The following is a 24,655-nucleotide window of genomic DNA, read 5'->3' as shown; positions in this document are numbered from 1 at the left end:
GCGACCGCCGATGGGGGAAGAAGCCTGTGCAGGGATGGCGAATGGCGGTGGCGTCCTCGTGGCATGGCCTGAAACTTACCGTGCGTCGCCTTCGGAGTGTGACTCCACCACGAAACTCTTCCCTTGATCTTACTTGTCCCCTACACCTCTCACTTCGCCAGCAGCCGCTTCTCCTTGAGGTACTGCGCGGCGACATCCGCGGGCTTGAGCCGCTGCGCATCCACCTTCTTGTTGAGTTCGGTGAGGTCTTCCGTGGTCAGCACCCTCGTGAGCTTCGCGAGAGCATCGGCGACCTTCTGCGAACCGGCCTTCTCCGCATTCACCACCGGCAGCACGTTGTCGGAGTTCTGAAGCTTCTTGTCGTCCTTGAGCAGGACCAGTCCGAACTGTTCGAGCGTGGCGTCCGTCGTGGTGGTCAGGAGCAGCTGCGCCTTGCCGTCCTTGACCGCCTGCTTGGCCTGGACGCTGCCTACCTCCAGCGGGCTGATGCCCGTGACCTTGATGCCGTAGGTCTTCTCCAGACCGGGTCGGCAGAAGGGCCGCTGGGAGCATTCGTCGCCGGCCGCGAGCTTGACCCCCTGACCCGACTTTCCAAGATCGGAAAGCGTCTTGAGCTGGTGTTTCTCCGCGAACTCCGCCGTCACCGCGAAGGCGTTCTGATCGACCGCACGTCCCGGGTCGAGCACCTTCAGTCCGCGCGGCTCCGCGAGTTTCCGCAGGGCCTTCACCGTGGCATCCGCGTCGGCCGACGCGACGGCGGGAGCGTCCTTGCCGTTCTGCTTCTTGTTCAGGAATTCGGCGAGCGTCGCCGCATACTCCGGGACGACGTCGATCCGGCCCTTCTCCAGCTCCGGCTCATAGAGCTCGCGGGCCTCGGCCGTCCTGATCGACGGGGAATATCCGGCGTCCTTCAGCAGGCCCGCGTATATCTCGGCGAGCACCTTGGACTCCGTGAACCCCGCCGACCCGATGACGAGGGAACCCTGCCCCGGCTTCGCCGACCCGCCGCCCCCTCCCCCGGACTTCTCCAGGCTGTCGCCCCCGCACGCGGCGAGGCCCGCCGTCAGGGCGGTGACACCGGCCATCGCCAGCAGGGCGCGGGAGGTCCGTGCCCGGCGCGGGGTGCTGCTGATGGAGACCATGGAAAACACGTAAAAATCCGCCCTTCGGTTCCGGCGCCCGGCTCTCCGGCCGCCGTCGCTTCGATGACCGGCGCCGCGCCTACCCCGGCACCGGACCCGTACGCCGGCGCACCGGATCCAGCAGCCGCTCGGCCACCACCAGCACGCCCTCCACAAGCAAGGCGAGCGCCGCCACCAGCAGCGCGCCCGCCACCACTTGGGCGGTGTCGGTGAGCCGGAATCCGGCCGTGATGATGCGGCCCAGGCCACCGCCGCCGGGCAGGGCGGCGAGCGTGGTCGTCGCCACGACCTGGACGGCGGCGGTCCGCACGCCCGTCACGATCAGCGGGAAGGCCAGGGGCAGCTCGACGCGGGCGATCAGCTGACGCCCCGTCATTCCCATGCCGCGGGCCGCCTCGACCACGTCGCGATCCACCTCGCGCATGCCGACATAGGCGTTGGTCAGCAGCGGAGGTATCGCGAAGAGCACCAGGGCGATGACGGTGGGCCAGGAGCCGTGCGTGCCCAGCGGGCTGAGCAGCAACAGCACCAGCACGGCGAAAGTGGGCACCGCGCGGCCCGCATTGGAGAGGTTCACCGCGAGGGCGCCGCCCTTGCCCAGATGGCCCAGCAGCACGGCCACCGGAAGCGCTATCGCGCAGGAGAGAGCCAGGCACACGACCGTCAGGAAGAGGTGCTCACCGAGCCGGTGCCACACGCCGTCGGTGCCCGACCAGTGTGCGCCGGTGGCCAGCCACGTCCACGTACGCTCGATGACGCCCATCAGAGCGCCCCCTCGGCAGCCGCCGGCCGGCCGGCGGCCTTCCCGGCCTTGGCGCGGGGTGCCGCCTTGCCCGCCCTCGTCCACGGGGTGAGCAGCCGCTGGACGAGCAGCAGGAGCAGATCGGCCGCGACGGCCAGGGCCACGCAGAGCACCGAAGCGGTGAGCACCTGCGCCTTGAAGTAGCTGTGCATCCCGTCGTAGACGAGATTGCCCAGGCCGCCGTAGTGGAGGATCGCGCCGACGGTGGTGAGCGAGATCGTGGAGACCGTGGTGATCCGCAGACCCGCCATCAGGGCCGGGAGCGCCAGGGGCAGTTCCACCCCGAAGAGCAGGCGCACCGGGCCGTAGCCCATGCCGCGGGCCGCCTCCCGCGTCTCCTCCGGGACCGCGGCGAGCCCGGCGAGGATGTTGCGCACGAGGATCGTGAGCGAATACAGCACGAGGCCCGTGATCACGACGGCCGGTGACAGCCCGAAGAACGGCACCAGGAGCGAGAACATCGCCAGCGACGGCACCGTGTACAGCACGGTGGTCAGGCCGAGGACCGGGCCGGCCACCGCGCGCCACCTGCGGGCCAGCAGCGCCAGCGGGAAGGCCACGAGCAGCCCGGCGGCGACCGAGGCGAGCGTGATCCCGATGTGCTGGAGCGTGGCGTCCGCCAACTCCTGGCCGCGCGTGCGCAGATACTCGCCGCAGATCCAGTCATTGCTGATCAGGCAGTCCTGACCGGCCATGCGCTCCCTCCTCCCCCAGGCCGTCGACCGTCGGTTTTCCGGTTACCAGCGACCCTAACCCGGGGCACTGACATTCGAGCCGGCCGCCACACAACGGCCACAATGTCCGCAGGGAGTACGGCCAGAATGGGGAACCATGATCCGCTTCGAGCACGTCACCAAGCACTACGCCGACGGCACGACCGCCGTGGACGACCTGTCCTTCGAAGTGGCGGAGGGCGAGCTGGTCACGCTCGTGGGGCCGTCCGGCTGCGGCAAGACCACCACGATGAAGATGGTCAACCGGCTCATCGAGCCCACGGCTGGGCGGATTCTCCTCGACGGCGAGGACATCGCCGGCGTCGACCCCGTCGAGCTGCGGCGCCGCATCGGCTACGTCATCCAGCAGGTCGGGCTCTTCCCCCACAAGACCGTGCTGGAGAACACCGCGACCGTCCCCCACCTGCTGGGCTGGCAGCGGAAGAAGGCCCGGGAGCGGGCCGCCGAACTGCTCGACCTCGTCGGCCTCGACCCGGCCGTCCACGGCGCCCGCTACCCCCACCAGCTCTCGGGCGGGCAGCGGCAGCGGGTCGGGGTGGCCCGGGCGCTCGCCGCGGACCCGCCCGTCCTCCTGATGGACGAACCCTTCGGGGCGGTCGACCCGGTCGTCCGCGAGCGGCTGCAGAACGAGTTCCTGCGTCTGCAGTCGCAGGTCCGCAAGACCGTCCTGTTCGTCACGCACGACATCGAGGAGGCCGTCCGCCTCGGCGACCGCATCGCCGTCTACGGCCACGGCCGCATCGAACAGTTCGACGCCCCGGCTACGGTGCTGGGCGCGCCCGCCACGCCGTACGTCGCCGACTTCGTCGGCGCCGACCGGGGCCTGAAGCGGCTCTCGGTCACCCCGATCGAAGCGGGTGACCTCGAACAGCCGCCGATCGTCCACCTGGACGACACCGTGGCCGCCGCCGGCGCCGCACTGGCCGTGGACGACGCCCGGTGGGCCGTCGTCCTCGACGATGCCGACCGGCTGCACGGCTGGATCTCGGCCGAAGCGCTCGCCGGGGGCGGGGGCACGGTGCGGGAACGGGCGCGCCGCATGGACGCCTGGCTCCCGGTGGGAGCCTCGCTCAAGCAGGCTTTCAGCACGATGCTCCAGCACGACGCAGGCTGGATCGCCGTCCTCGACGGCGCCGCGGCGGACCGCTTCGTAGGCGTCCTGACCCCTGCCAGGCTGCACGAGGCGCTGCGCCGCTCGATCGACGCGGACGCGAGGGGCGCTGCGCGCAGCGAGGTCGATCTCGAGAGCATCCCCGGGGCATAGCCCGGGGACGCTCTCGGGCGAGCCCGGGCACTCGCCTCCACCGTCGTGGCAAAACGCCGGGGCCCGCCCCACCCCTCCGCCGCAACGGCGAACAGCCACAGCGACGGAATCCGGCGGCGCCGAGCCCACCTGAGATCCGCACGGCACCGCCGGACTCCACCGTCGTGGTCTCGCGCCGTCGCGGCGGGTCCAAGGGTGCAGGCAGCACAAACAGACGAGGCCCGCCCCACCCCTCCGCCGCAACGGCGAACAGCCACAGCGACGGAATCCGGCGGTGCCGAGCCCAGCTGAGGTCCGTACGGCACCGCCGGACTCCACCGTCGTGGTCACGCGCCGTCGCGGCGGGTTCAAGGGTGCGCAGCGCTCTTGGCCTGCGGCCGTCGCGAAGCCCGTGCGGCGCCGCCGGGCTTCGCCGTCGTGGTCACGCGTCGGCGCGGCGGGTTCAAGGGTGCTGCGTACCCTTGGCCCGGGGCTAGCCCCGGGCCGTGCCCGGGCCGCCCGGGCCCTCGTCTTCGTCCTCGGGGAGTTTGCAGACGCGCTCCAGGAAGAACGCCGCGGCGATCACGGCCATGCCCGCGACGACCGACGCGCCCGCGTAGATCACCTGTTCGCGGCGGACGGCGACGTCCAGGCCGTCGAGGCCGAGGAAGACGCCGACGCCGCCGTACATGCCGGCGACGAGCGCCGCGACCAGCGCGCTGGCCTGGCCGAAGACGACCGCGCGGGCGGCGAGCAGCGGATCGACCCCCTTCGCCCCGGGGCGCCGCTCGCGCTGCGCGCGCAGCCGGGCGCGGAGGGAGAGCGCCGTGGCGGCGAGGACGACGGCGATGACCGCGAGCACGATGGGCGCGGCCACCGGCACCCGCGGCAGCGTGCCGACCGCGTCCCACAGCCGGGCACCCGCCCAGGAGAGCACCCCGGCCACGGCGAACAGCCCGGCCAGGACACCGATCCGCAGTTGCTTCACCGAGCCGTCGCTCCTCTTCTCGATCACGTCTTCTCGATCACGTCCCCGCAACCGGGGGCCCACTCAAGGCAAACGCCTACTCGGGCAGCCGGAGTTCCAGGTCGACCCGCGGCTGCACGCCGTCGAGCCCGACGGCGGCGAGGAGCTCGACCACCGCGCCGCGGCCCGGAACAACGGCCTCGGGGTCAACATCGTGCCAGGGAGCGAGGACGAAGGCGCGCTCGTGGGCGCGCGGGTGCGGCAGGGTGAGCACGGGGTCGGCGGAGACCACGTCCTGGTAGGCGACGATGTCGACGTCCAGGGTGCGCGGGCCCCAGCGCTCGTCCCGCACGCGCTCGAAGGCCTCCTCGATGGCGTGGCCGCGCTCGAGCAGGGAGTCCGGCGGGAGGGTGGTCTTCACAAGGACGACGGCGTTGAAGTAAGAGGGCTGGGTGCCGGGCTCGACGCCCCACGGCTCCGTCTCGTAGACCGGGGAGACGGCCTTGACCCGCAGGCCGGGCGTGTCCTCGAGGGCGTCGATCGCTCCCTGGAGGGTCTCCAGGCGGTTGCCGAGGTTGCTGCCCAGGGAGATCACGGCTCGTTTGGGATTGCTCAGGGTCACGTCCGCCGCGTCCACCTGCTCCACCACGGAGGCGGGCACCGGCTGCACGGTCGGGTCGCTGCTGCTCATACTCGGCTCCGCGTAATAGTGATCGTCACATCGTCAAAGGGCACGGTGATGGGGGCGTCCGGCTTGTGGACGACGACCTCCACTTCGCGTACCGCATCGTGCTTGAGGCAGTTCTGGGCGATCCGCTCGGCCAGGGTCTCGATGAGGTCGACGGGCTCACCCTGGACGATGCCGACCACTTCCTCCGCCACGACGCCGTAGTGCACGGTCTTCGCGAGGTCGTCGGAGGCGGCCGCGGGCCGGGTGTCCAGGCTCAGGACGAGGTCCACGATGAAGGTCTGCCCCTCTTCGCGCTCCCGGGGGAACACGCCGTGGTGCCCACGGGCCTTCAGGCCGCGCAGCGCGACACGATCCACACGAATCACTCCTGCTGGTCGTCGGACGGGGGCACCTCTGATGCCCGGTACCCACGTCGAATCTACCTGCGGGCGCCGACAGCGCTCGCACATGGAGGCTAGGGGTTGGTGCACATATCTGCGGATACTTCCGGACCTTTCGGGGCCTTTCGGACGGCCGACGCATCCGGCCGCGCCCGGCCGCTCCCGACTCGCGCCGCGCTTACCCGGCGACCCCGTCCCCCACCCCTACCCGCCCATCCAGCAGCCCGAACGAGTGGCGGGCATTCCACCGCGCTGACGTGGATCACATCTCGTGGGGCGGGCGTGACGCGAGATACGTCACGCTCCCGGAATGCCGTCCGCGCCGTCCGAGCTGTCCGTTTCGTCCTCCTCGTCGTCGCGCCCGGCGAGCACCGGCGAGCCGTGGTGCGACCACACCTTCCACTCCTCGCCGGCCCGCCGGAAGGCGTTCGTCGCCACGACGAGCTGCCCCACCAGGGGCCCGAGCTCGCCCTCCTCCTCGGCCGGGCCGCCGCTCAGGATGTTCTCCGTGCAGGTGACGAGGGCCGTGTCGCCGGCGACCGAGACCTCGACGTCGGTGAGGAAGAACTGGATGTAGTCCGTACTCGCCATGATCAGCGCATACGAGCGGAGCACCTCCTTCCGCCCGCGCAGCACCGGCCACCCGGGGTGGACGCACGACACCTCGGTGTCGGAGTCGTCCAGCCACAGCCGGCCCATCGCGTCCGTGTCGCCGCGCTCCACCGCCTCGTACAGCGCGGTGTTCGCCAGCTCGACCAGCTCGGCGTCCGTACGGGCGGTGCTCACACGGCCTCCCCGGCGCCTGCCGCGCCCGCCGCAGCCGCCACGTCCACCGCAGCCGCCGCGCCCGCCGCCGCTTCCTGCACCGCCTGCACCACGCGCACCGCATCCGCACTGGCCCGCACCTCGTGCACCCGCACCGCCCAGGCGCCCTCGCGCGCCGAGAGCGCCGAGACCGCGGCCGTCGCGGCGTCCCGCTCCCGGGCCGGCGGCGGCTCGCCCCCGGGGCCGGCCAGCACCCGGCCGAGGAAGCGCTTGCGGGAGGCGGCCACCAGCAACGGCAGCCCCAGCTCCCGACGCAGCCGCGCCAGGCCCGCCACCAGCGCGAGGTCGTGATCGGCGTTCTTGGCGAAGCCCAGGCCCGGGTCCACGACGAGCCGCTCGGGGTCGACGCCCGCGGCGATCACGGCGTCCAGCCGCTGCTGCAGCTCGGCGAGCACCTCGCCGACCACGTCCCCGTAGACCGCCCGGCTGTTCATGTCGGCGCTGAAGCCGCGCCAGTGCATCACGACGAAGGGCACCCGGGCCGTGGCCACCACGGGCACCATCGCCGGATCGGCGAGCCCGCCGCTCACATCGTTGACCAGGGCCGCTCCGGCCTCGACGGCCGCCTCCGCGACCGAGGCCCGCATGGTGTCCACCGACACCACGGCGCCCTCGGCCACCAGCTCGCGGACCACCGGGACCACCCGGCGCAGCTCCTCGCCCTCGTCCACCCGCGATGCGCCGGGGCGGGTGGACTCGCCGCCCACGTCGACCAGGTCCGCACCGCCGGCGATGAGGTCGAGACCGCGCTTGACCGCGAGTTCGGTGTCGAACCAGCGCCCGCCGTCGGAGAACGAGTCCGGCGTGACGTTGACGACGCCCATCACCGCACAGCGATTCCACTCCGGCAGACCGACGGGCCCGTGACGACCGCGCAAGGTACTCATGGGACCAGCCTAGGGCGTGCCGCATAGAGGAGTGCCCCCGACCGGAAGCCGGTCGGGGGCACTGCCGCACACGCTTTCCGCGGGGTCACCACGGCGCGAGCACTCACGCCGCGCGCGTGACCTCCGCGGCCGAGACCTGCGCGTCGGCGTCGTCCAGGACGTCCTTCGGCGGCGCCGGGCGGCGGCGCAGCAGGCGCGGCAGCTCCAGGAAGCCCTCCGCCTGCATCATCGCGAAGCCGATGCGGGGCAGGTCGCGGCTGTTCGGGAAGACGATGAAGCGCGGCTCCCAGCGCGGCCGGAACTTCTCGTTGAACTTGTACAGCGACTCGATCTGGAACCAGCGCGAGAGGAAGACCAGCACCGAGCGCTGGATGCGCACGACCGGGCCGGCGCCCAGCTTGCCGCCGCGCTCCAGGGCGGAGCGGAAGAACGCGAAGTTCAGCGACAGGCGCTTGATCTTGAGCTCGGGCGCGGCCTGCAGGAAGGCGACGATCAGGAGCTCGTTCATGCCCGGGTCCGCGCTGCGGTCGCGGCGCATGAGCTCCAGCGAGCTGCCGTCCGGGCCCCACGGCACGTAGTGCTGCATGGCGCGGAGGTCGCCGAACGGGCAGTCCTCGCCCTCCTCCGGGTCCTTGTGGGCGGTGGCGATGATGGCGTCCAGGTCCTTCGGGTCGCCGATGCGGCCCAGGGCCATGGAGAACCCGCGCTCGTCCTCGGTGTCGCGCCAGGCACCCGCGGCCTTCTGGACGGCCTCGAGCTCCTCGGGGCCCAGGTCGCCGACGCGGCGCACCTTGGTGCTGTAGCCGTTGCGCTCGATGCGCTTGACCATCTGGCGGACGTTGCGCATGGAACGGCCGGTCAGGGAGAAGTCGGCCACCTCGACGATGGCCTCGTCACCCATCTCCAGGGCGTCCAGGCCGGTCTCGCGGGTCCACACCTCGCCGCCGGTCTCGCTGCAGCCCGCGACGGCGGGCGTCCAGGAGTGGCGCTTGGCCAGCGCCATGAACTGCTCGATCGCGCCGGGCCAGGCCTCGACGTCACCGATGGGGTCACCGCTCGCGAGCATCACGCCGGAGACGACGCGGTAGGAGACCGCGGCCTTGCCGGAGGGCGAGAAGACCGCGCTCTTGTCACGGCGCAGCGCGAAGTGGCCCAGCGAGTCGCGGGCACCGTGCTTGGCGAGCAGCTCGCGCAGCTTGTCCTCGTCCTCCTCGGTGAGGACGGCGGCCGGGTACGCGGGCATGAAGGCCAGGTACGCGGTGGTGGCGACGGTCAGCAGACCGAGGGCGCCGAGCGAGTAGCCGACGGTGTAGTCGACGTGCTCGGTGTAGCGGATCGAGCCCTCGAAGCCGAAGAGGCCCCAGAGCACGTGCTGGATCTGCTCGCTGACCGGCGGGTCGCCGATCATCTGGTCCGGGTGCGAGCCGACGATCACCCAGCCGAGGCCGAAGCTGGCCGCGCCCATCAGGACGAAGTTGGCCGCGACCTTCCAGCGGCTGCGCGGGTCCGGCAGCGCGTAGAAGGAGCTCTTGTGCCACACGAGGTAGATGAAGAGCAGCAGGGAGAGGATCGCGCCGATGTAGGAGTGGCGGTAGACCAGCTGCGCGGCGGCGCCTATCGGCAGCAGCACGACGGCGGCGAGCCAGGCGCGCTGCTTGGCCCGCTTGAGCCCGTGGGCGAGCATCAGCAGCAGGATGCCGACGATGATCGAGCCGGCCGCGGCCAGCTGGGTCACGGAGCCGGGCAGCACCTCGGCGAGACTGTGGACCTTGCTCCAGCGGAACCGAGGAACGACACCGGCAAGGACGTCCACCAGGCCGATGAGGGCAGCGACCGTTCCCACGACGGCAGGCACGTTCTCGGGCTTGGGCCCTCTGACGATACGCGCAAGCCTCGACAGTCGCTTGGTTCCCTCGGGAACCCCATCGGACTTTTTGCCATCTACCCTGACAGACATCTCTTCCCGTCGTCCTGTCGAGTGGACCTGCGCCATCTGGCGGCAGCGCCCGGACAATGTGCGCCCTGTAGGACGACGGTTTCGGGGTTGAGGTTCCGCGGGGGGCCGAGCCCGGAAAGAAGTAACCATTCCGCGACTCGGCGCCGGGTCGCTCGGCAGAAAGCACCTCATGGGTCTCACCAGCATGGCAGTTCTGCTGCTTGCCATCGCGGCTGCGGTAGTGCTCTTCGCGTTGACCATTTGGCTCTGGCCCCGCCTGGGCAAACGGAGCGTGGGCTCCATACTCGGCAGGGTGGGCATGATGCTGGCCACACAGCTCACCCTGTTCGCCGCGATCGGTCTCTGGGCCAACCAGTCCTTCGGCTTCTACGGCTCCTGGGCCGACCTCTTCGGCCAGGTCAAGGAAGAGGGCGTGATCGTCGACCACAGCGCCGGCGGCAAGCGGGTGCAGGTCGTGAACACCCAGGCCGTGAAGGTGCCGCGGGGCAACGTCCCGCGCGTCGGCGGAAAGATCGAGAAGATCCAGGTCGCCGGCGTCGAGTCGAAGATCAACGGCCCGGCCTACGTCTATCTGCCGCCGGAGTACTTCCAGCCGGAGTACGCGAACCGCAAATTCCCCGCATCCGTCGTCCTGACCGGATATCCGGGCACCGCCGAGGCGCTCATCAAAGGGCTCGACTACCCGGTCCGCGCTCACAAGCTGAGCAAGGACAAGAAGATGCAGCCCACCGTTCTGGTGATGATGCGTCCGTCCATCGTCGGCCAGCGCGACACCGAGTGCATCAACATACCGAACGGCCCGCAGGCCGAGACGTTCTTCGCCAAGGACCTGCGCAAGGCCATCACCGAGCAGTACCGGGTCGGCGACAAGGCCGCCAACTGGGGCATCATCGGCAACTCGACCGGCGGCTACTGCGCACTGAAGATCGCCATGCGCAACCCGGACTCCTACAGCGCCGCGGCCTCCCTCTCGGGCTACTACAAGGCCCTCCAGGACCCCACGACCGGTTCCCTCTTCGGCGGCAGCAAGAAGCTGGAGAACGAGAACGACGTGATGTGGCGCCTCAAGCACGAGAAGACGCCGCCGATCTCGGTCCTGGTGACCAGCAGCAAGCAGGGCGAGCACAACTACAAGGACACGCTGAAGTTCATCGAGATGGCCAAGGGCTCGGCCCGGGTTTCCTCGATCATCCTGGACAGCGGCGGCCACAACTTCAACACGTGGCGTCGCGAGCTGAACCCGACCCTGAAGTGGATGGGCAGCCGTCTGAGCGCGTAGCGCCTCCGGCGGTTCCCGCACCCCTGCCGGTTCCGCCGTCCGCATTCCGCCGAACACCCGCCGTCGTGGCTTCGCGCCGCCGCGGCGGGCATTCTTTTGCGGCAAATCCCGGTACGGCTACCGAGCCATGATCAGGCTCATCGCCTCGGCCCGCGTGGCCGGGTCACGCAGCTGACCGCGCACCGCCGAGGTCAGCGTCTTCGCGCCCGGCTTGCGGATGCCCCGCATGGACATGCACATGTGCTCGCACTCGATGACCACGACCACGCCGCGCGGCTCCAGGATCTCCATCAGCGAGTCCGCGATCTGCGTGGTCAGCCGCTCCTGGACCTGCGGCCGGCGGGCGTAGACGTCCACCAGGCGGGCCAGCTTCGACAGCCCGGTGATCTTCCCGCTGGTCGACGGGATGTAGCCGACGTGCGCCACGCCGTGGAACGGCACCAGGTGGTGCTCACAGGTGCTGTAGACCTCGATGTCGCGCACGAGCACCATCTCGTCGTGCCCGAGGTCGAACGTCGTGGTCAGCACGTCCTCCGGCTCCTGCCAGAGACCCGCGAATATCTCCTTGTACGCGCGTGCCACCCGGGCCGGCGTCTCCCGCAGGCCCTCCCGGTCCGGATCCTCGCCCACGGCGAGGAGCAGCTCACGCACCGCGTTCTCGGCGCGCTTCTCGTCGAATGCGCCGATGTTCCGCTCGGCGTCCAGCGTCACCGGGTCGGTCATGGAGTGCCTCGTTCTCTCGTGCGTTCGTAGCAACCGGCACGGCCGGATAAACGGGATGCCGCGTCCCCAGGCTAAAACCTGGGTGACGCGGCATCCATTCCGGGCCCTGTGGTGCAGGGCCCGGCAGGGCCTGTGCGGCGGCTCAGTTCTCCGGGCGGGCCTCGTCCGGGAGGTCGAGCGACTCCATGGTCTGGCCGCCGTTGCTCGGGGCGAGCTCCTTGGGGGAGAGCACCGGCGGGCGGGTGGAGGGGGTGCGGCGCGAGGAGCCGGTCCACGCCGGGCGGGCGGGGCGCCGGACCACGTGCTTGAAGATCTCGGCGATCTCCTCCTTGTTCAGCGTCTCCTTCTCCAGGAGGGCCAGAACCAGGTTGTCGAGGATGTCGCGGTTCTCGACGAGGATCTCCCACGCCTCGTTGTGCGCGGTCTCGATGAGCTTCTTGACCTCTTCGTCGACCAGCGCGGCGACCTCTTCGGAGTAGTCACGCTGGTGCGACATCTCGCGGCCCAGGAACGGCTCGGAATTGTCGGAGCCGAACTTGATCGCGCCGAGGCGCTCGGTCATGCCGTACTGCGTGACCATCGCGCGGGCCGTGGCGGTGGCCTTCTCGATGTCGTTGGCGGCACCGGTGGTCGGGTCGTGGAAGACGAGCTCCTCCGCCGCGCGGCCGCCCAGCATGTACGCCAGCTGGTCGAGCATCTCGTTGCGGGTGGTGGAGTACTTGTCCTCGTCGGGCAGGACCATGGTGTAGCCGAGGGCACGGCCGCGGGACAGGATCGTGATCTTGTGCACCGGGTCGGAGTTGGGGGAAGCCGCCGCGACCAGGGCGTGACCGCCCTCGTGGTACGCGGTGATCTTCTTCTCCTTGTCGCTCATGATCCGGGTCCGCTTCTGCGGGCCGGCCACGACGCGGTCGATCGCCTCGTCCAGGAAGTGGTTGTCGATCAGCTTCTTGTCGCTGCGGGCCGTAAGGAGCGCGGCCTCGTTCAGCACGTTGGAGAGATCGGCACCGGTGAAGCCGGGGGTGCGGCGGGCGACGGCCGACAGGTCGACGTCCGGGGCGACCGGCTTGCCCTTCTGGTGGACCTTGAGGATCTCCAGACGGCCCTGCATGTCCGGGCGGTCGACGGCGATCTGCCGGTCGAAACGGCCGGGGCGCAGCAGCGCCGGGTCGAGGATGTCGGGACGGTTGGTGGCGGCGATCAGGATGACGCCGCCCTTGACGTCGAAGCCGTCCATCTCGACGAGGAGCTGGTTCAGGGTCTGCTCGCGCTCGTCGTGACCGCCGCCGAGGCCCGCGCCGCGGTGCCGGCCGACGGCGTCGATCTCGTCGACGAAGACGATGGCCGGGGCGTTGGCCTTGGCCTGCTCGAAGAGGTCACGGACCCGGGAGGCACCGACACCCACGAACATCTCGACGAAGTCGGAGCCGGAGATCGAGTAGAACGGCACGCCCGCCTCGCCGGCGACGGCGCGCGCGAGCAGCGTCTTGCCCGTACCGGGCGGGCCGTAGAGCAGCACACCCTTGGGGATCTTGGCGCCGACGGCCTGGAACTTCGCCGGCTCCTGCAGGAACTCCTTGATCTCGTGGAGCTCCTCGACGGCCTCGTCGGCGCCGGCGACGTCGGAGAACGTCGTCTTGGGGGTGTCCTTGGTGATCAGCTTGGCCTTGGACTTCCCGAAGTTCATCACCCGGGAGCCGCCGCCCTGCATCTGATTCATCAGGAACAGGAAGACCACGACGATGAGGACGAACGGCAGCAACGACAGCAGGACGCCGATGAACGGGTTCTGCTTGGACGTCGAGACGTTGTATCCCTCCGGGATCATGTTCTTCTCGGCGTTGGCCTGCAGGGACTTCGCGATGTCGACGCCCTGCTCGCCGATGTAGTTCGCCTGGATCTTGCTCGAGCCCTTGACCTTCTGGCCGTCCTTGAGCTCAACCTTGATCTTGTTCTCGTCGCCGGTCGTCAGCTCGGCCGATTTCACCAGGTCCTTGTTGATCGCGTTGACGACCTGGCTGGTGTCCACCGACTTGTAGCCGCCGCCGGAGCCGACGACCTGCATCAACACGACCACGGCGAGGACGGCCAGCACGATCCACATGACCGGCCCACGGAAGTAGCGCTTCACGTCCATCCATACGGGGCGCGAGCGCCCCGTCCCTCCTGCCACAGTGAGGCACGGCCAGCCCCTGGACGGGGTGCCTGTGCGTACGGTGTCCTGCTCGACCTTGAAAGCTTGACTTGAAAGCCTGAAAAAGACTGACCTTCGGACGGTACCCCAGCATTGTCTCCCGACGCCGCTGCAGACGGTCAACCAACCCGCCTTACCCTGCTCCAACGGCGGGAACCCTCATTCGGTTCCCGCGCGCCGGTGGGGGGCCGCCGACCAGGCCCGGAAGCTCAGCCGCCGTAGACGTGCGGCGCGAGCGTGCCCACGAAGGGCAGGTTGCGGTACTTCTCGGCGAAGTCGAGACCATAGCCGACGACGAACTCGTTGGGGATGTCGAAGCCGACCCACTTGACGTCGATCGCGACCTTGGCCGCCTCCGGCTTGCGCAGGAGGGTGACGACGTTGAGCGAGGCGGGCTCGCGCGAGCCCAGGTTCGACAGCAGCCACGACAGGGTCAGGCCGGAGTCGATGATGTCCTCGACGATCAGGACGTCCTTGCCCTTGATGTCGGTGTCGAGGTCCTTGAGGATGCGGACCACACCGGAGGACTGGGTGCCCGCGCCGTACGAGGACACGGCCATCCAGTCCATCGTCACGGGGTTGGAGAGCGCACGCGCCAGGTCCGCCATCACCATCACGGCGCCCTTGAGGACACCGACGATCAGCAGGTCCTTGCCCGCGTACTCCGCGTCGATCTTCGCAGCCAGCTCCGCCAGCTTCGCGTCGATCTCTTCCTTGGTGATGAGCACCGACTTGAGGTCGGTGCCCATGTCCTTGTCGTCCACCCGCGCCACTCTCGCTTGTCTACGGATCGTCCGGCATTTCCGCGGCGAGCTGAGGCCCGTTCGTGACGTTCGTGCCCGTTCGAATCAGCCCTGCCGGAGGACCAGTCTGCCACCCTGCCTGCGGACCGCGACCCGCCCGGGCAGATTGATGGCTCCCTGGCCTCGCCATCCGGTGATCAGCCGGTCGACTTCCTCGATGTGCCGGGCGAAGAGCGAACCGGCCGGGGACCCCGCCGAGATGGCCGCCCGGCGCAGCACCCGGCGGCGGACCGCGGGCGGCAGGGCGTAGAGCTTGGCGGTCTCCAGGGCGCCGCTGTCGTCCCGGACGGAGGGCTCGACGGTGGCGGCCCAGTCGTCCAGGGCGTCGGCGTCGTCCCGGGAGAGCTGGGCGGTGCGGGCGAGGGCCTCGATCACGCCCTTGCCGAGGGCCTTCTCCAGGACGGGGAGGGCTTCGTGGCGGACCCGGGAGCGGGTGTAGGCCGGGTCCGCGTTGTGCGGGTCGTCCCAGACGGGCAGGGACTGGACCATGCAGGCCTTGCGCGCGGTCTGCCGGTCGAGGCCGAGGAAGGGACGGCGGTAGCGGCCGCCGACGCCGGAGGTGACGGCCATGCCGGCGAGGGAGCGGGTGCCGGAGCCGCGGGCGAGGCCGAGCAGCACCGTCTCCGCCTGGTCGTCCCGGGTGTGGCCGAGGAGGACGGCCACGGCGCCGTGCCGCTCGGCGGCGGCGTCGAGGGCGGCGTAGCGCGCGTCACGGGCGGCGGCTTCGGGGCCGCCGTCCCTGCCGACAGTGACGGTCAGGGCCTCGACGGGATCGAGGTCGAAGGCGGCGAGGCGGCTCGCCACCTCTGCGGCGCGCAGGTCGGAGCCGTGCTGGAGGCCGTGGTCGACGGTGACTCCGCCGGCCCGGATGCCGAGCCGGGGGGCCTCGAAGGCCAGGGCGGAGGCGAGGGCCATGGAGTCCGCGCCGCCGGAGCAGGCGACGAGGACGAGCGGCTCACGGCCGCCGGGGGGGACGGATTCGGTGGGGGTGAGGACGTCGTGAAGTACGCGGCGGACCGCCAGGCGTATCGCGGCGACCGCGGGATGTGGACCCATGTCCGTGTGTCCAATCGTTCCATATGGAGATCGTTCGGAGCTGCGGGAGCTTCGAGGCCTTCAGTCACGCTGTGTGCGTCGATGGTGACAGAAGCGAGCCATTACCCGAGCATCGCACGCCCACCCCTGACCCACGGTCCCTCGGACGGGTGATTACGGAGGCGTTCTACCCGGAGGAGGAGCTTCCGGTTCACGGCTCGTTCTTGCGGTGCACCCTTGCGACCCAGTCCGCCGGTTTGGCGATCTCCGCCTTGGTGGGCAGGGTGTTCGGGGATGTCCACACCCTGTTGAAGCCGTCCATGCCGACCTCGTCGACGACGGCCCGCACGAAGCGCTCACCATCACGGTACTGGCGCAGCTTCGCGTCCAGGCCCAGCAGCCGGCGCAGCGCCGCGTCCAGCCGCCCCGCGCCCTTGGCCCGCCGCTGCTGGAACTTCTCCCGGATCTCCGCCACCGACGGCACGACCTGCGGCCCGACGCCGTCCATCACATAGTCCGCATGGCCCTCCAGCAGCGACATCACCGCCGTCAGCCGGGCCAGGATCTCCCGCTGCGCGGGCGTCTGCACCAGGTCCACGATGCTGCGCCCGCCCTCCTCCGCGCCCTCCTCCTCCGGAGGACGGCCGCCCGCCAGCGACTGGGCGGCCTCCCGGATCCGCTCCAGCAGCGTCGCGGGGTCGACCTCGGTCTCCCCCAGGAACGACTGGATCTCGCCCTCGATGTGGTCGCGCAGCCAGGGCACGGCCGTGAACTGCGTCCGGTGCGTCTCCTCGTGCAGGCACACCCACAGGCGGAAGTCGTGCGGGTCCACGTCCAGCTCGCGCTCTACGTGGACGATGTTCGGCGCCACCAGCAGCAGGCGGCCGCCGCCCGTCGCCGAGCCCGGCAGGTCCCTGCTCGCCGGGGCGAACGTCTCGTACTGGCCCAGCACCCGCGACGCCAGGAACGACAGCAGCATCCCCAGCTCCACGCCGGTCACCTTGCCGCCGACCGCGCCGAGCACCGCGCCGCCGGGCACGTTCGCCCGGCGGTCCTGCATCTTCTCCAGCAGCGGGCCCAGGATCGCGCGGAACCCGGCCACGTTCGCCTTGATCCAGCCCGCCCTGTCCACCACGAGGACCGGGGTGTCGCTCCCGGCGCCGTCCTCCCCCGGGCCGGGCACCATCCGGGTGAACGCCCTGACGTGCTCCTCCGACGTCGCCGCGTGCCGCCGCAGCTCCGCGACGACCGCCCGCGCCTCCTCCCGGCTCACCTCCGGCCCGGGCCGTACGAACCGGACCGCGGTCGCCACCGCGAGCTTCCAGTCGACCATCTCCGCACCACCGATGCTCGTCATGGCTTCACCGTACGTGGGCCGCTCCGCTCGGGGTAGCGAAGTGTCTTTGACCGAAACCCATGCCCGGGGCCGTCGGCGCATTCCGCCGGACCCTCGCCGTGGGGGTGCCTCGCCGTGGCGGCGGGAGATTTTCAAGAGGCCCGGCCTCGCGAATCCGCCGCCACGGCGGCCAGCCACCGCGCCACGGCCCGGCGGTGCCGCACAACCCGGCCACGGCCGGGAATGCCGCCGGACCCTCGCCGTGGGGGTGCCTCAGCGTTGCGGCGGGAGATCCCTGCGGGCTTGTCGGAGGGCGGATCGCGCCCCGTAAGGGGCGCGGGGAACTGCGCGACCGGCCGCGGACGGCCCGCAGCCGACGGCCCGTGCCTGCAGCGCAGCGCTCAGCGGCACCCGCAGCCCGCGACCGCCGTCGCCAGGCGGTCCAGCGCCCCCTGGGCGCCCTCGCCGGACGCCGCGCCCGTCGTCATGAAGGCGAACGACAGCAACCGCCCGTCCGCGTCCACGACCGTGCCGGACAGCGTGTTCACGCCCGTGAGCGTGCCGGTCTTGGCCCGGACGACGCCGCGCCCCGCCGCGTCCGCCCCGTACCGCCCGCTCAGCGTCCCGCTGAAGCCCGCCACGGGCAGCCCCGTCAGGACCGGCCGCAGCTCCGGGCGGGCCGGATCGGCCGCCCGGGCGAGGAGGGAGGCCAGGAAGGCCGCCGAGACGTGGTCCGCGCGGTCGAGCCCGCTGCCGTCGGCGATGCGCGCCCCGGACAGCGGCAGGCCGAGCTTCTCCAGACGGCCGGTCACCGCCCTGGCCGCACCCTCGAAGTCGGCCGGCTGCCCGGACGCCAGCGCCGTCTGCCGGGCCAGCGCCTCGGCGATGTCGTTGTCGCTGTTGGTGAGGGTGCGCTCGACGAGCGCGGACAGCGGCGGCGAGGAGACCGAGGCGAGACGTTCCGCCTTCTCGCCCGCGCGCCCCGCCGCCGGGTCGCCGTCGACGTCGACGCCCGCCTCGCGCAGCATCCCGGCGAACTTCCGCCCCGCGTCACCGGCCGGGTCCGCGGTGCGCTCGGCGGGGCCGTGGTCGGAGTCGTCCAGCCGGCCCTCGTCGACCGTCAGGGCGCTGACGGGCGCGATGTTCTCGTTGGGCCCTATGGGGTGGACGGCGGGACCGGAGTAGCGGGAGGCGTCGTAGGCGACCTTCACCCGGCCCTTGCCGCGCGCCTTGAGGCCGCGCGCGGTGGCGTCCGCCAGCTCCTTCAGGCTCGCGGCGGGCGGCGCCCCCTCCTTGGCGGGGCGGGCCGTGAGCGTGGGGTCTCCCCCGCCGACGAGCACGACGGTGTCGCCGTCGGCCACGGCCGTGGTCTCGATGCGGTGCGCGGGCCCCAGCGCGGCCAGCGCCGCCGCGGCCGTGGCCGTCTTGATCGTGGAGGCCGGGGTGTACGGCGTGTCCTGGTCGGACCCGAACAGCTGCTGCCCGGTGGCGACGTCCACGACCGCCGCCGAGGTCTGCGCGCCCAGCGCGGAGTCCTTCAGCAGGCCGTCGAGGGCCCCGCCGAGCCCGTCCCGGGTCGGCTGCGGGGCCGTCGCCCGGCCTCCGAGGGCCGCGAGCACGGGCGGCGCGTCCGGGCGTACGGGCTGCGCGGGGCGGCCGCCGCCGGCCGCCGTGTCCGCGGCCGCCCGCGCGCGCTCGGCCTTGCGCTGGCCGCCCTCCCAGGGCCCGGCCGCGCCCACCGCCGTGCCCGCCACGACGAGCCCCGCCACGGCGGACACCGCGGCGAACCGTGCGGTCCGCGCCCGGGGCGAGCCCCGCCACGGCGGCAGCGGCGGCCGCAGCCGCAGCCGCCACGACCTGGTCTCCGACATCCCGGACCAGCCCCTTTCGCCAGCACACTCCCACGTGAGAGACACTTAACCACCAGACGTATGTGTTGATCATGGAGGAGCCACCCGTGGAGTTCGACGTCACCATCGAGATCCCGAAGGGTTCGCGGAACAAGTACGAGGTGGACCACGAGACCGGTCGCATCCGCCTGGACCGCCGCCTCTTCACCTCGACCAGCTACCCGGCGGACTACGGCTTCGTCGAGAACACCCTCGGTGAGGACGGCGACCCGCTGGACGCCCTCGTCATCCTCGACGAGCCGACCTTCCCGGGCTGCCTCATCAAGTGCCGCGCCATCGGCATGTTCCGCATGACGGACGAGGCCGGCGGCGACGACAAGCTGCTGTGCGTCCCGGCGAACGACCCGCGCATGGAGCACCTGCGCGACATCCACCACGTGTCGGAGTTCGACCGCCTGGAGATCCAGCACTTCTTCGAGGTCTACAAGGACCTCGAGCCGGGCAAGTCGGTCGAGGGCGCGGACTGGGTCGGCCGCGCCGAGGCCGAGGCCGAGATCGAGGCCTCGTACAAGCGCCTCGAGGCGGCGGGCGGCGCCCACCACTGAGCCTGCGGCTCGCTTTGCGCGGGGCCGGGGTTGCCGTACGTGTCGTACGGCAACCCCGGCCCCGCGCCGTTTCTGCGCCGCGAAGCGGCATTCCCTCCGCCGCAGCGGCGCGCAACCACGACGCCGGAACCCGGCGGTGCCGTACGAGCTCGGGTGAGCTCGGCACCGCCGAAAACGTCCACTGTGGCGGAGCACCGTCGCGGCGGATGAAAAGCGCCCGGCACTCACCGACCGCGAAGCAGCATTCCCTCGGCACCGCCGGAAACGGCCGTCGCGGCGGATCGCCGTCGCGGCGGGCAAAGCGTGCGCGCTCCGCGCAGAAGCTTCCCGGGCACCCGGGACCGTGCACGCACCCCCCGCGTAAGGCTTGCTAGAAGCCTCGCGTGCGCTTCGCCGCACGGCGTCCCGCCGCCTCGCCCGGGACCTTCAGGAACATGCGCGCCATCTCCGAGCCCAGGTTCACGCCGATGGCGATCGCCAGGGCCAGGGCGGCCGCCTTGGTGAGGCTGGCGATGCCGGTGTTCAGCTCGTTCTTGGCGAAGTTGAGCAGCGCGAAGTAGACGGCGCTACCGGGCAGCAGCGGCCCGATCGCCGCCGTCACGTACGGCAGCGCGGACGCGTACCGGTAGCGCGAGAGCAGCTGGCCGAAGAGGCCGACGAGTCCGGCGGCGATGGCCGTGGCGGGTACGGGGTCCAGTCCGGCGGTGTCGGCGAGCGCGCCGTAGACCACCCAGGCGACCCCGCCGTTGAGCGTGGCCACCCACACAGAGTGACGTTCCTGCTGGAGCAGCACCGCGAAGGCGAAGGACAGCAGCATCGCGGCGATGATCTGGATCAACGGCCGCTCGACGCGTTCCAGCGCCGCCTCCGGATTGAGCGTGGCCCCGCCGATGTGCACGCCCCCGTAGAGGACCATCAGCACGCCGCAGACGATGCCCGCGATCAGGTAGCCGACTTCGAGGAGCCGGGCCGCGGCGGTGATGTAGTAGCCGGTCAGGCCGTCCTGGACGCCCGCCACGAGCGCCCGCCCGGGGATCAGGGCGAACAGCCCACCGGTGATCACCGCGGACGCCTGGACGTCCACGTAGTCGTGCAGGGCGCTCAGCGCGACGCCCATCGCCGCGGGCGGCAGCCCGGCCACGACGAACTGGTAGAACTCCGGCAGCCCGCGCCCGGACGCGAGCCACGCCAGCCGGTCGCCCAGCATCGCGCCGACCGCGGCGGCGAGGAAGACGACGAGCCCGCCGCCCACGAGCATGCTCGCCGCGCCGGCGAGCAGCCCGGAGGCGGCGGTCAGGCCCCAGCCGGGGTACGGGTGGCGGTTGCGGCGGATCTCGGCGAGGCCGCGGTAGGCCTCCTCCAGCGTCAGCCCCTGCGACGTGATGGCGTGGACGAGCCGGAAGACGGCGTCCAGGCGGGTGTAGTCGGTGCCGCGCCGCCGCACCGTGCGGTTGGCGGTGACGGGGTCGTCGACGAGGGACGGCTGGTAGCTGACGGTCAGCAGCGTGAAGGTGACCGTCGGCTCGCAGCGGTGGAGCCCGTACGCGTGCGCGACGCCGAACATCGCCGCTTCCACGTCCTCGGCGCCCTCGCCGCCCGCGAGCAGCAGCTCGCCGATGCGGAGGGTCAGGTCGAGGACGCGCGGGACGGGCGGGCCGGGCTCGTCCTGCTTGGCGGCCCGCTCGGGGGCGGGCCGCTCGCCGACGGGCATACGCAGCATGGTGCGCATGCGGTCCTGCCAGGGCGTGTCCTTGGTCAGGCTGATCTTGGGCGAGCCGTAGGGCGGCGTGTAGCCGGGCAGGAGCGTGCTCTGGGTGGTGCCGGCGTCGGGTGCGACGGTGCCCGCGGGGAGGGTGAAGGCCGAGCCTTCGGGTTCGCTGGGCGGCTCGGGGGCGATCCCCTCCGGAATGGCGAACTCCGAGGTCGGGTGCTCGTCCTCGGGCGGTGGCGGCAGCGGGACGCCGAGCGGCGGGGTGAAGGCGCTGCGCGCCTCGTCGGACTGGGGCTTGCGGTCCTCCGGAGCCTCACCGGCCCCGTTGCCACCCCGCTGCCGCTCGGCCACCTCGCGCTCCTCGTACCGGGGCCCTCCCGGACAGGACCCATGGGCAACAATGCCTGATCAGGAACTCGTGTGCCCAGTGGGGCGGCCCTTATGACTGAGAGGCCGAAGCGAGGCGCGGAGCGGGGCGCGCAGCGAGAGGCCGAGCCCCTCGCTTCGCCCGGAGTGCCGCGGTGCCGCGGTGTCGCGGTGTCGCAGACCGTCAGCGGCGCGCGTGGCGGCCGCGCTGCTGCTGCGCCGGCGGGCGGGGGCCGCCCACGGGGCCCTGACCCGCGCCCGGGTACGGGCTCTGGCTCTGACCCTCGCCCGCGTAAGAGCCCTGATCCCCACCCGCGTACGGACCCTGGCCCGCGCCGGGGTACGCGCTCTGACCCACGCCGGAGTACGGGCCCTGACCCGCGCCGGGGTACGGGCTCTGACCCTCACCCGCGCCCGGGTACCCGCCGCCGTACGGCGGCTGCGGCTGCGGCTGCGGCGCCCGCGCCGCCTGCGCCGCGGCCTTCTTGCTCTTCGAGCGGGCCCGCAGGAACTCGAAGACGATCGGCAGCACCGAGATCAGCACGATGGCGATCAGCATCATCTCGATGTTCTTGTGAACGAACTCGATCTTGCCGAGCGCCGCGCCGAGCAGCGTCACGCCGACGCCCCACAGGATGCCGCCGACGATGTTGAAGATGAGGAACGAGCGGTAGTTCATCCGGCTCACGCCGGCGATGATCGGCGTGAAGGTGCGGATCACGGGCACGAAACGCGCCAGGACCAGCGATTTCGGGCCGTACTTCTCGAAGAACTCGTGCGCCTTCTCCACGTTCTCCTGCTTGAAGAGCTTGGAGTCGGGGCGCTTGAAGAGCGAGGGACCGACCTTGCGGCCGAAGAGGTAGCCCGCCTGGTCGCCCACGATCGCCGCGACCGCCACCAGCGTGCAGACGACCCACAGCGGCTTGCTGATCTGGCCGGTGGTCACCAGCAGACCCGTCGTGAACAGCAGGGAGTCGCCGGGGAGGAAGAAGCCGATCAGGAGGCCGGACTCCGCGAAGACGATGGCCAGGACGCCGATCAGACCGAATTGCTCGATCAGATAGTTCGCATCCAGCCACTGTGGGCCGAGCGCGAGAGTGGTCGTGGGGGTCACGGGTGACAGGCTCCTGGGTCGAGGGCGCAGGCTCGTGCGAGGCCCGGGCACAGGCGGGGCGGGGCGGTGTGCGGCCCCAAGTTACCAACGCGGCGGGGTTCCGCCGCGTTCCAGTGTGACTACCAGTGTGCGGCAACGGCCTTCCCCGTGTCCTCCCCATGGCGTACACCCGGTCGGCGCAACCCCGCATCCCCCGCATGCGTCCTGATCAGGCACCGGCAAGACTGCACACACTGCACACACGGAGGTGGATGCGATGGGCATCGAGGAGTTCGGCGGCGGGCAGACCCAGTCCGACGTCCTGGTCGTGACCACGAACGACGTCCCCGGCTACAAGGTCGACCAGGTCATTGGCGAGGTCTTCGGCCTCACCGTGCGCTCCCGCCACATCGGCAGCCAGATCGGCGCGGGCCTGAAGTCCCTGGTCGGCGGCGAGCTCAAGGGCCTGACGAAGACCCTGGTGGAGACCCGCAACCAGGCCATGGACCGCCTGATCGAGCAGGCCCGGGCCCGGGGCGCGAACGCGGTGCTGATGTTCCGCTTCGATGTGACGGAGGCGGCGGACGTGGGCACCGAGGTGTGTGCGTACGGCACGGCTGTGGTGATCTCGCCCCGTCCGTGACGGGACCGGGACGGACGGAGGGGCGGCCCGGGCATCGCCCGGACCGCCCCTCCGTCTTTCACGAGCTGTCTTTCACGCGCTGCGCACCGCATTGGCCAGGATGGCGTCCCGGAGATAGCCGGCCATGCCGGGCCGGATGGCCTCATAGGTGGCGGTGAACCGCTCGTCTGTGACGTACATCTCGGCGAGGCAGGTGTGAATCTCGTACGTGCAGTCGTAGAAGAAGCGCACGATCTGCTGCCGGTGCTCCTCGGCGAGGTCCATGGCCTCCGGGGAGTCCGCGGCCGCACCGGAGGCCAGGAGGGCGGCGATGCGCTCGTTGAGCCCGTTCGCCTCGGCCTGGATCCGCAGCCAGTCCTCCTTCGTGTACGAGGCGGTCCGGCGCTGCGACTCGCGGTAGGCGTCCGTGCCGCCCCACCGCTGCTCGACCTCCTCCGCGTGCACGTCGGGGTCGTAGTCCCCGAACACCTCGAACTTCTCCTCCGGCGTGAGCCTGATCCCCATCTTCTTCGCCTCCATGGCGTGCTCCACGGCGGTGGCCATGCGCTGGAGCTGCTCGATCCGCTCGACGAGCAGACCGTGCTGGCGGCGCAGGTGCTCGACCGGATCCGCATCCGGCTCGTCCAGCAGCAGCGCCACCTCCTCCAGCGGAAAGCCGAGCTCCCGGTAGAACAGGATCTGCTGCAACCGGTCGAGATCGGCGTCGTCGTAGCGCCGGTGCCCGGCGTGACTGCGCTCACCGGGCGTGAGCAGCCCGATCTCGTCGTAGTGGTGCAGCGTCCGCACGGTCACCCCGGCGAAGGCGGCGACCTGTCCCACGGAGTAGCTCATCTCCGCTCCTTTCCCGTCACGGGCTTACGAAGCCCACGGTGCGCCCTCCCGTTACGTGAGGTGCAAGCCCATTCGCCGTCCACACGCAAGACGGATGCCCCTCACTTCCCCCAGGTGCTACGGGCATTGACCTCCCGCACGCGCGCACGGAGCGCTTCGGAATCGGCGGCGTGCGGCGACTTGGTGGAGCAGGTGCAGGTGAGGAGCGGGGTAGTGGGGCGCAGGTCGATCCCGTGGGCGGTGGCCCAGACGTAGACACCGCAGTGGGACCGGAGGGGCTGGGGAGTAGCGGGAGGCGCCTCCGGCGGAGCGGGCGAGGGCGGAGGCGGCGTGACGGGCGTTTCGGGCGCCGTGCGGCGGCTGAAGAGAGCCCTCGTCCGGGCGAGGAGGCGGGAGATAGAGTCCTTCACGTCATCAGCTCCAGAGGCTGGTGGCCATGCCCCCGGACCGTTGCTGCGGTCGCGGGGGTCTCGAGTGCGCCCACCCTAGAGTCCCCTGGAGAGCCCTGTCTGCACCTAGCCGTCTAGAGTAGGCTCTATGTTCGGTTGCATACCGCTG

At 71.1% G+C, this 24,655-nt stretch carries 21 protein-coding genes and 1 pseudogene; 4 read left to right on the top strand and 18 right to left on the bottom strand.

The window, feature by feature from the left end; all coding sequences use genetic code 11:
* Positions 1-149 precede the first annotated feature (149 nt).
* From FGW37_RS18205 to FGW37_RS18195, 3 genes are all read right to left on the bottom strand, one after another.
* On the bottom strand, positions 150-1,142 hold the full coding sequence (locus FGW37_RS18205) for an ABC transporter substrate-binding protein (RefSeq protein ID WP_179082009.1): 993 nt from the start codon (positions 1,140-1,142) through the stop codon (positions 150-152).
* A gap of 79 nt (positions 1,143-1,221) precedes the next feature.
* Positions 1,222-1,905, bottom strand: a complete 684-nt coding sequence (locus FGW37_RS18200) for an ABC transporter permease (RefSeq protein WP_179082008.1) — start codon at positions 1,903-1,905, stop codon at positions 1,222-1,224.
* The gene (locus tag FGW37_RS18195) at positions 1,905-2,639 is read right to left on the bottom strand and encodes an ABC transporter permease (protein ID WP_179082007.1); all 735 of its coding nucleotides are present in this window, start codon (positions 2,637-2,639) and stop codon (positions 1,905-1,907) included. Before FGW37_RS18195 ends, FGW37_RS18200 begins: the two co-directional genes overlap by 1 nt.
* Positions 2,640-2,775: 136 nt before the next feature.
* Between FGW37_RS18195 and FGW37_RS18190 the strand changes: the two genes are divergently transcribed.
* Entirely contained in the window at positions 2,776-3,942 is a 1,167-nt protein-coding gene (locus FGW37_RS18190; RefSeq protein WP_179082006.1) for an ABC transporter ATP-binding protein, read from the top strand.
* A gap of 472 nt (positions 3,943-4,414) precedes the next feature.
* Here FGW37_RS18190 and FGW37_RS18185 read toward each other — a convergent pair whose 3' ends face one another.
* The 6 genes from FGW37_RS18185 to FGW37_RS18160 form a co-directional block, all read right to left on the bottom strand.
* Positions 4,415-4,909 carry a DUF3180 domain-containing protein gene (locus FGW37_RS18185; RefSeq protein WP_179084766.1) on the bottom strand — a complete coding sequence of 165 codons (495 nt, stop codon included), beginning with the start codon at positions 4,907-4,909 and terminating at the stop codon, positions 4,415-4,417.
* A gap of 76 nt (positions 4,910-4,985) precedes the next feature.
* Positions 4,986-5,579, bottom strand: a complete 594-nt coding sequence (gene folK, locus FGW37_RS18180; RefSeq protein ID WP_058045619.1) for a 2-amino-4-hydroxy-6-hydroxymethyldihydropteridine diphosphokinase — start codon at positions 5,577-5,579, stop codon at positions 4,986-4,988.
* A complete protein-coding gene (gene folB, locus FGW37_RS18175; RefSeq protein ID WP_058045618.1) occupies positions 5,576-5,935 on the bottom strand; it encodes a dihydroneopterin aldolase in 360 nt (119 codons plus the stop codon). Before folB ends, folK begins: the two co-directional genes overlap by 4 nt.
* A 321-nt stretch (positions 5,936-6,256) precedes the next feature.
* The gene (locus tag FGW37_RS18170) at positions 6,257-6,745 is read right to left on the bottom strand and encodes a nuclear transport factor 2 family protein (protein ID WP_179082005.1); all 489 of its coding nucleotides are present in this window, start codon (positions 6,743-6,745) and stop codon (positions 6,257-6,259) included.
* Positions 6,742-7,671, bottom strand: coding sequence for a dihydropteroate synthase (gene folP, locus FGW37_RS18165; RefSeq protein WP_179082004.1), 930 nt, complete (start codon positions 7,669-7,671; stop codon positions 6,742-6,744). The genes FGW37_RS18170 and folP overlap by 4 nt, the downstream gene beginning before the upstream one ends.
* 103 nt (positions 7,672-7,774) lie before the next feature.
* Positions 7,775-9,628, bottom strand: coding sequence for a phosphatidylglycerol lysyltransferase domain-containing protein (locus tag FGW37_RS18160; protein WP_179082003.1), 1,854 nt, complete (start codon positions 9,626-9,628; stop codon positions 7,775-7,777).
* A 169-nt stretch (positions 9,629-9,797) separates the two neighbouring features.
* On the opposite strand from FGW37_RS18160, the gene FGW37_RS18155 reads away from it, so the two are divergent.
* Positions 9,798-10,907, top strand: coding sequence for an alpha/beta hydrolase (locus tag FGW37_RS18155; RefSeq protein ID WP_179082002.1), 1,110 nt, complete (start codon positions 9,798-9,800; stop codon positions 10,905-10,907).
* Between the two features lie 117 nt (positions 10,908-11,024).
* Here FGW37_RS18155 and folE read toward each other — a convergent pair whose 3' ends face one another.
* From folE to dacB, 6 genes are all read right to left on the bottom strand, one after another.
* Positions 11,025-11,630: a GTP cyclohydrolase I FolE gene (folE, locus tag FGW37_RS18150; protein WP_179082001.1), complete on the bottom strand. Its 606-nt coding sequence runs from the start codon at positions 11,628-11,630 to the stop codon at positions 11,025-11,027.
* Between the two features lie 142 nt (positions 11,631-11,772).
* Positions 11,773-13,767 carry an ATP-dependent zinc metalloprotease FtsH gene (gene ftsH / locus FGW37_RS18145; RefSeq protein WP_179082000.1) on the bottom strand — a complete coding sequence of 665 codons (1,995 nt, stop codon included), beginning with the start codon at positions 13,765-13,767 and terminating at the stop codon, positions 11,773-11,775.
* 266 nt (positions 13,768-14,033) lie between these two features.
* On the bottom strand, positions 14,034-14,573 hold the full coding sequence (gene hpt, locus FGW37_RS18140) for a hypoxanthine phosphoribosyltransferase (protein ID WP_058047052.1): 540 nt from the start codon (positions 14,571-14,573) through the stop codon (positions 14,034-14,036).
* 99 nt (positions 14,574-14,672) lie between these two features.
* Positions 14,673-15,683, bottom strand: a complete 1,011-nt coding sequence (gene tilS / locus FGW37_RS18135) for a tRNA lysidine(34) synthetase TilS (RefSeq protein WP_179081999.1) — start codon at positions 15,681-15,683, stop codon at positions 14,673-14,675.
* 190 nt (positions 15,684-15,873) lie between these two features.
* Positions 15,874-17,019 (bottom strand): zinc-dependent metalloprotease, encoded by a 1,146-nt coding sequence (locus tag FGW37_RS18130; RefSeq protein ID WP_179081998.1) that lies wholly within the window; start codon positions 17,017-17,019, stop codon positions 15,874-15,876.
* Positions 17,020-17,399: 380 nt separating this feature from the next.
* On the bottom strand, positions 17,400-18,869 hold the full coding sequence (gene dacB, locus FGW37_RS18125; protein WP_179081997.1) for a D-alanyl-D-alanine carboxypeptidase/D-alanyl-D-alanine endopeptidase: 1,470 nt from the start codon (positions 18,867-18,869) through the stop codon (positions 17,400-17,402).
* An 86-nt stretch (positions 18,870-18,955) separates the two neighbouring features.
* Between dacB and FGW37_RS18120 the strand changes: the two genes are divergently transcribed.
* Complete coding sequence (locus FGW37_RS18120; protein ID WP_030367366.1) at positions 18,956-19,453, top strand: inorganic diphosphatase; 498 nt, start codon at positions 18,956-18,958, stop codon at positions 19,451-19,453.
* 370 nt (positions 19,454-19,823) lie between these two features.
* On the opposite strand, the gene FGW37_RS18115 is transcribed toward FGW37_RS18120, so the two are convergent.
* Both FGW37_RS18115 and FGW37_RS18110 read right to left on the bottom strand, forming a co-directional pair.
* The gene (locus FGW37_RS18115; protein ID WP_179081996.1) at positions 19,824-21,515 is read right to left on the bottom strand and encodes a threonine/serine exporter family protein; all 1,692 of its coding nucleotides are present in this window, start codon (positions 21,513-21,515) and stop codon (positions 19,824-19,826) included.
* A 421-nt stretch (positions 21,516-21,936) separates the two neighbouring features.
* Positions 21,937-22,644 (bottom strand): annotated as a pseudogene (locus FGW37_RS18110) (DedA family protein); the annotation flags it as partial.
* 256 nt (positions 22,645-22,900) lie between these two features.
* Between FGW37_RS18110 and FGW37_RS18105 the strand changes: the two are divergent.
* Positions 22,901-23,266 carry a YbjQ family protein gene (locus FGW37_RS18105; RefSeq protein WP_179081995.1) on the top strand — a complete coding sequence of 122 codons (366 nt, stop codon included), beginning with the start codon at positions 22,901-22,903 and terminating at the stop codon, positions 23,264-23,266.
* A 72-nt stretch (positions 23,267-23,338) separates the two neighbouring features.
* On the opposite strand, the gene FGW37_RS18100 is transcribed toward FGW37_RS18105, so the two are convergent.
* Positions 23,339-24,097: a MerR family transcriptional regulator gene (locus FGW37_RS18100; protein ID WP_179081994.1), complete on the bottom strand. Its 759-nt coding sequence runs from the start codon at positions 24,095-24,097 to the stop codon at positions 23,339-23,341.
* Positions 24,098-24,655 lie beyond the last annotated feature (558 nt).

The sequence above is a fragment of the Streptomyces rectiverticillatus genome (assembly GCF_013394065.1).
Classification (GTDB): domain Bacteria; phylum Actinomycetota; class Actinomycetes; order Streptomycetales; family Streptomycetaceae; genus Streptomyces; species Streptomyces rectiverticillatus.
Note: the sequence above shows the minus strand (reverse complement) of the source record. Positions and strands in the feature narration are given on the sequence as shown.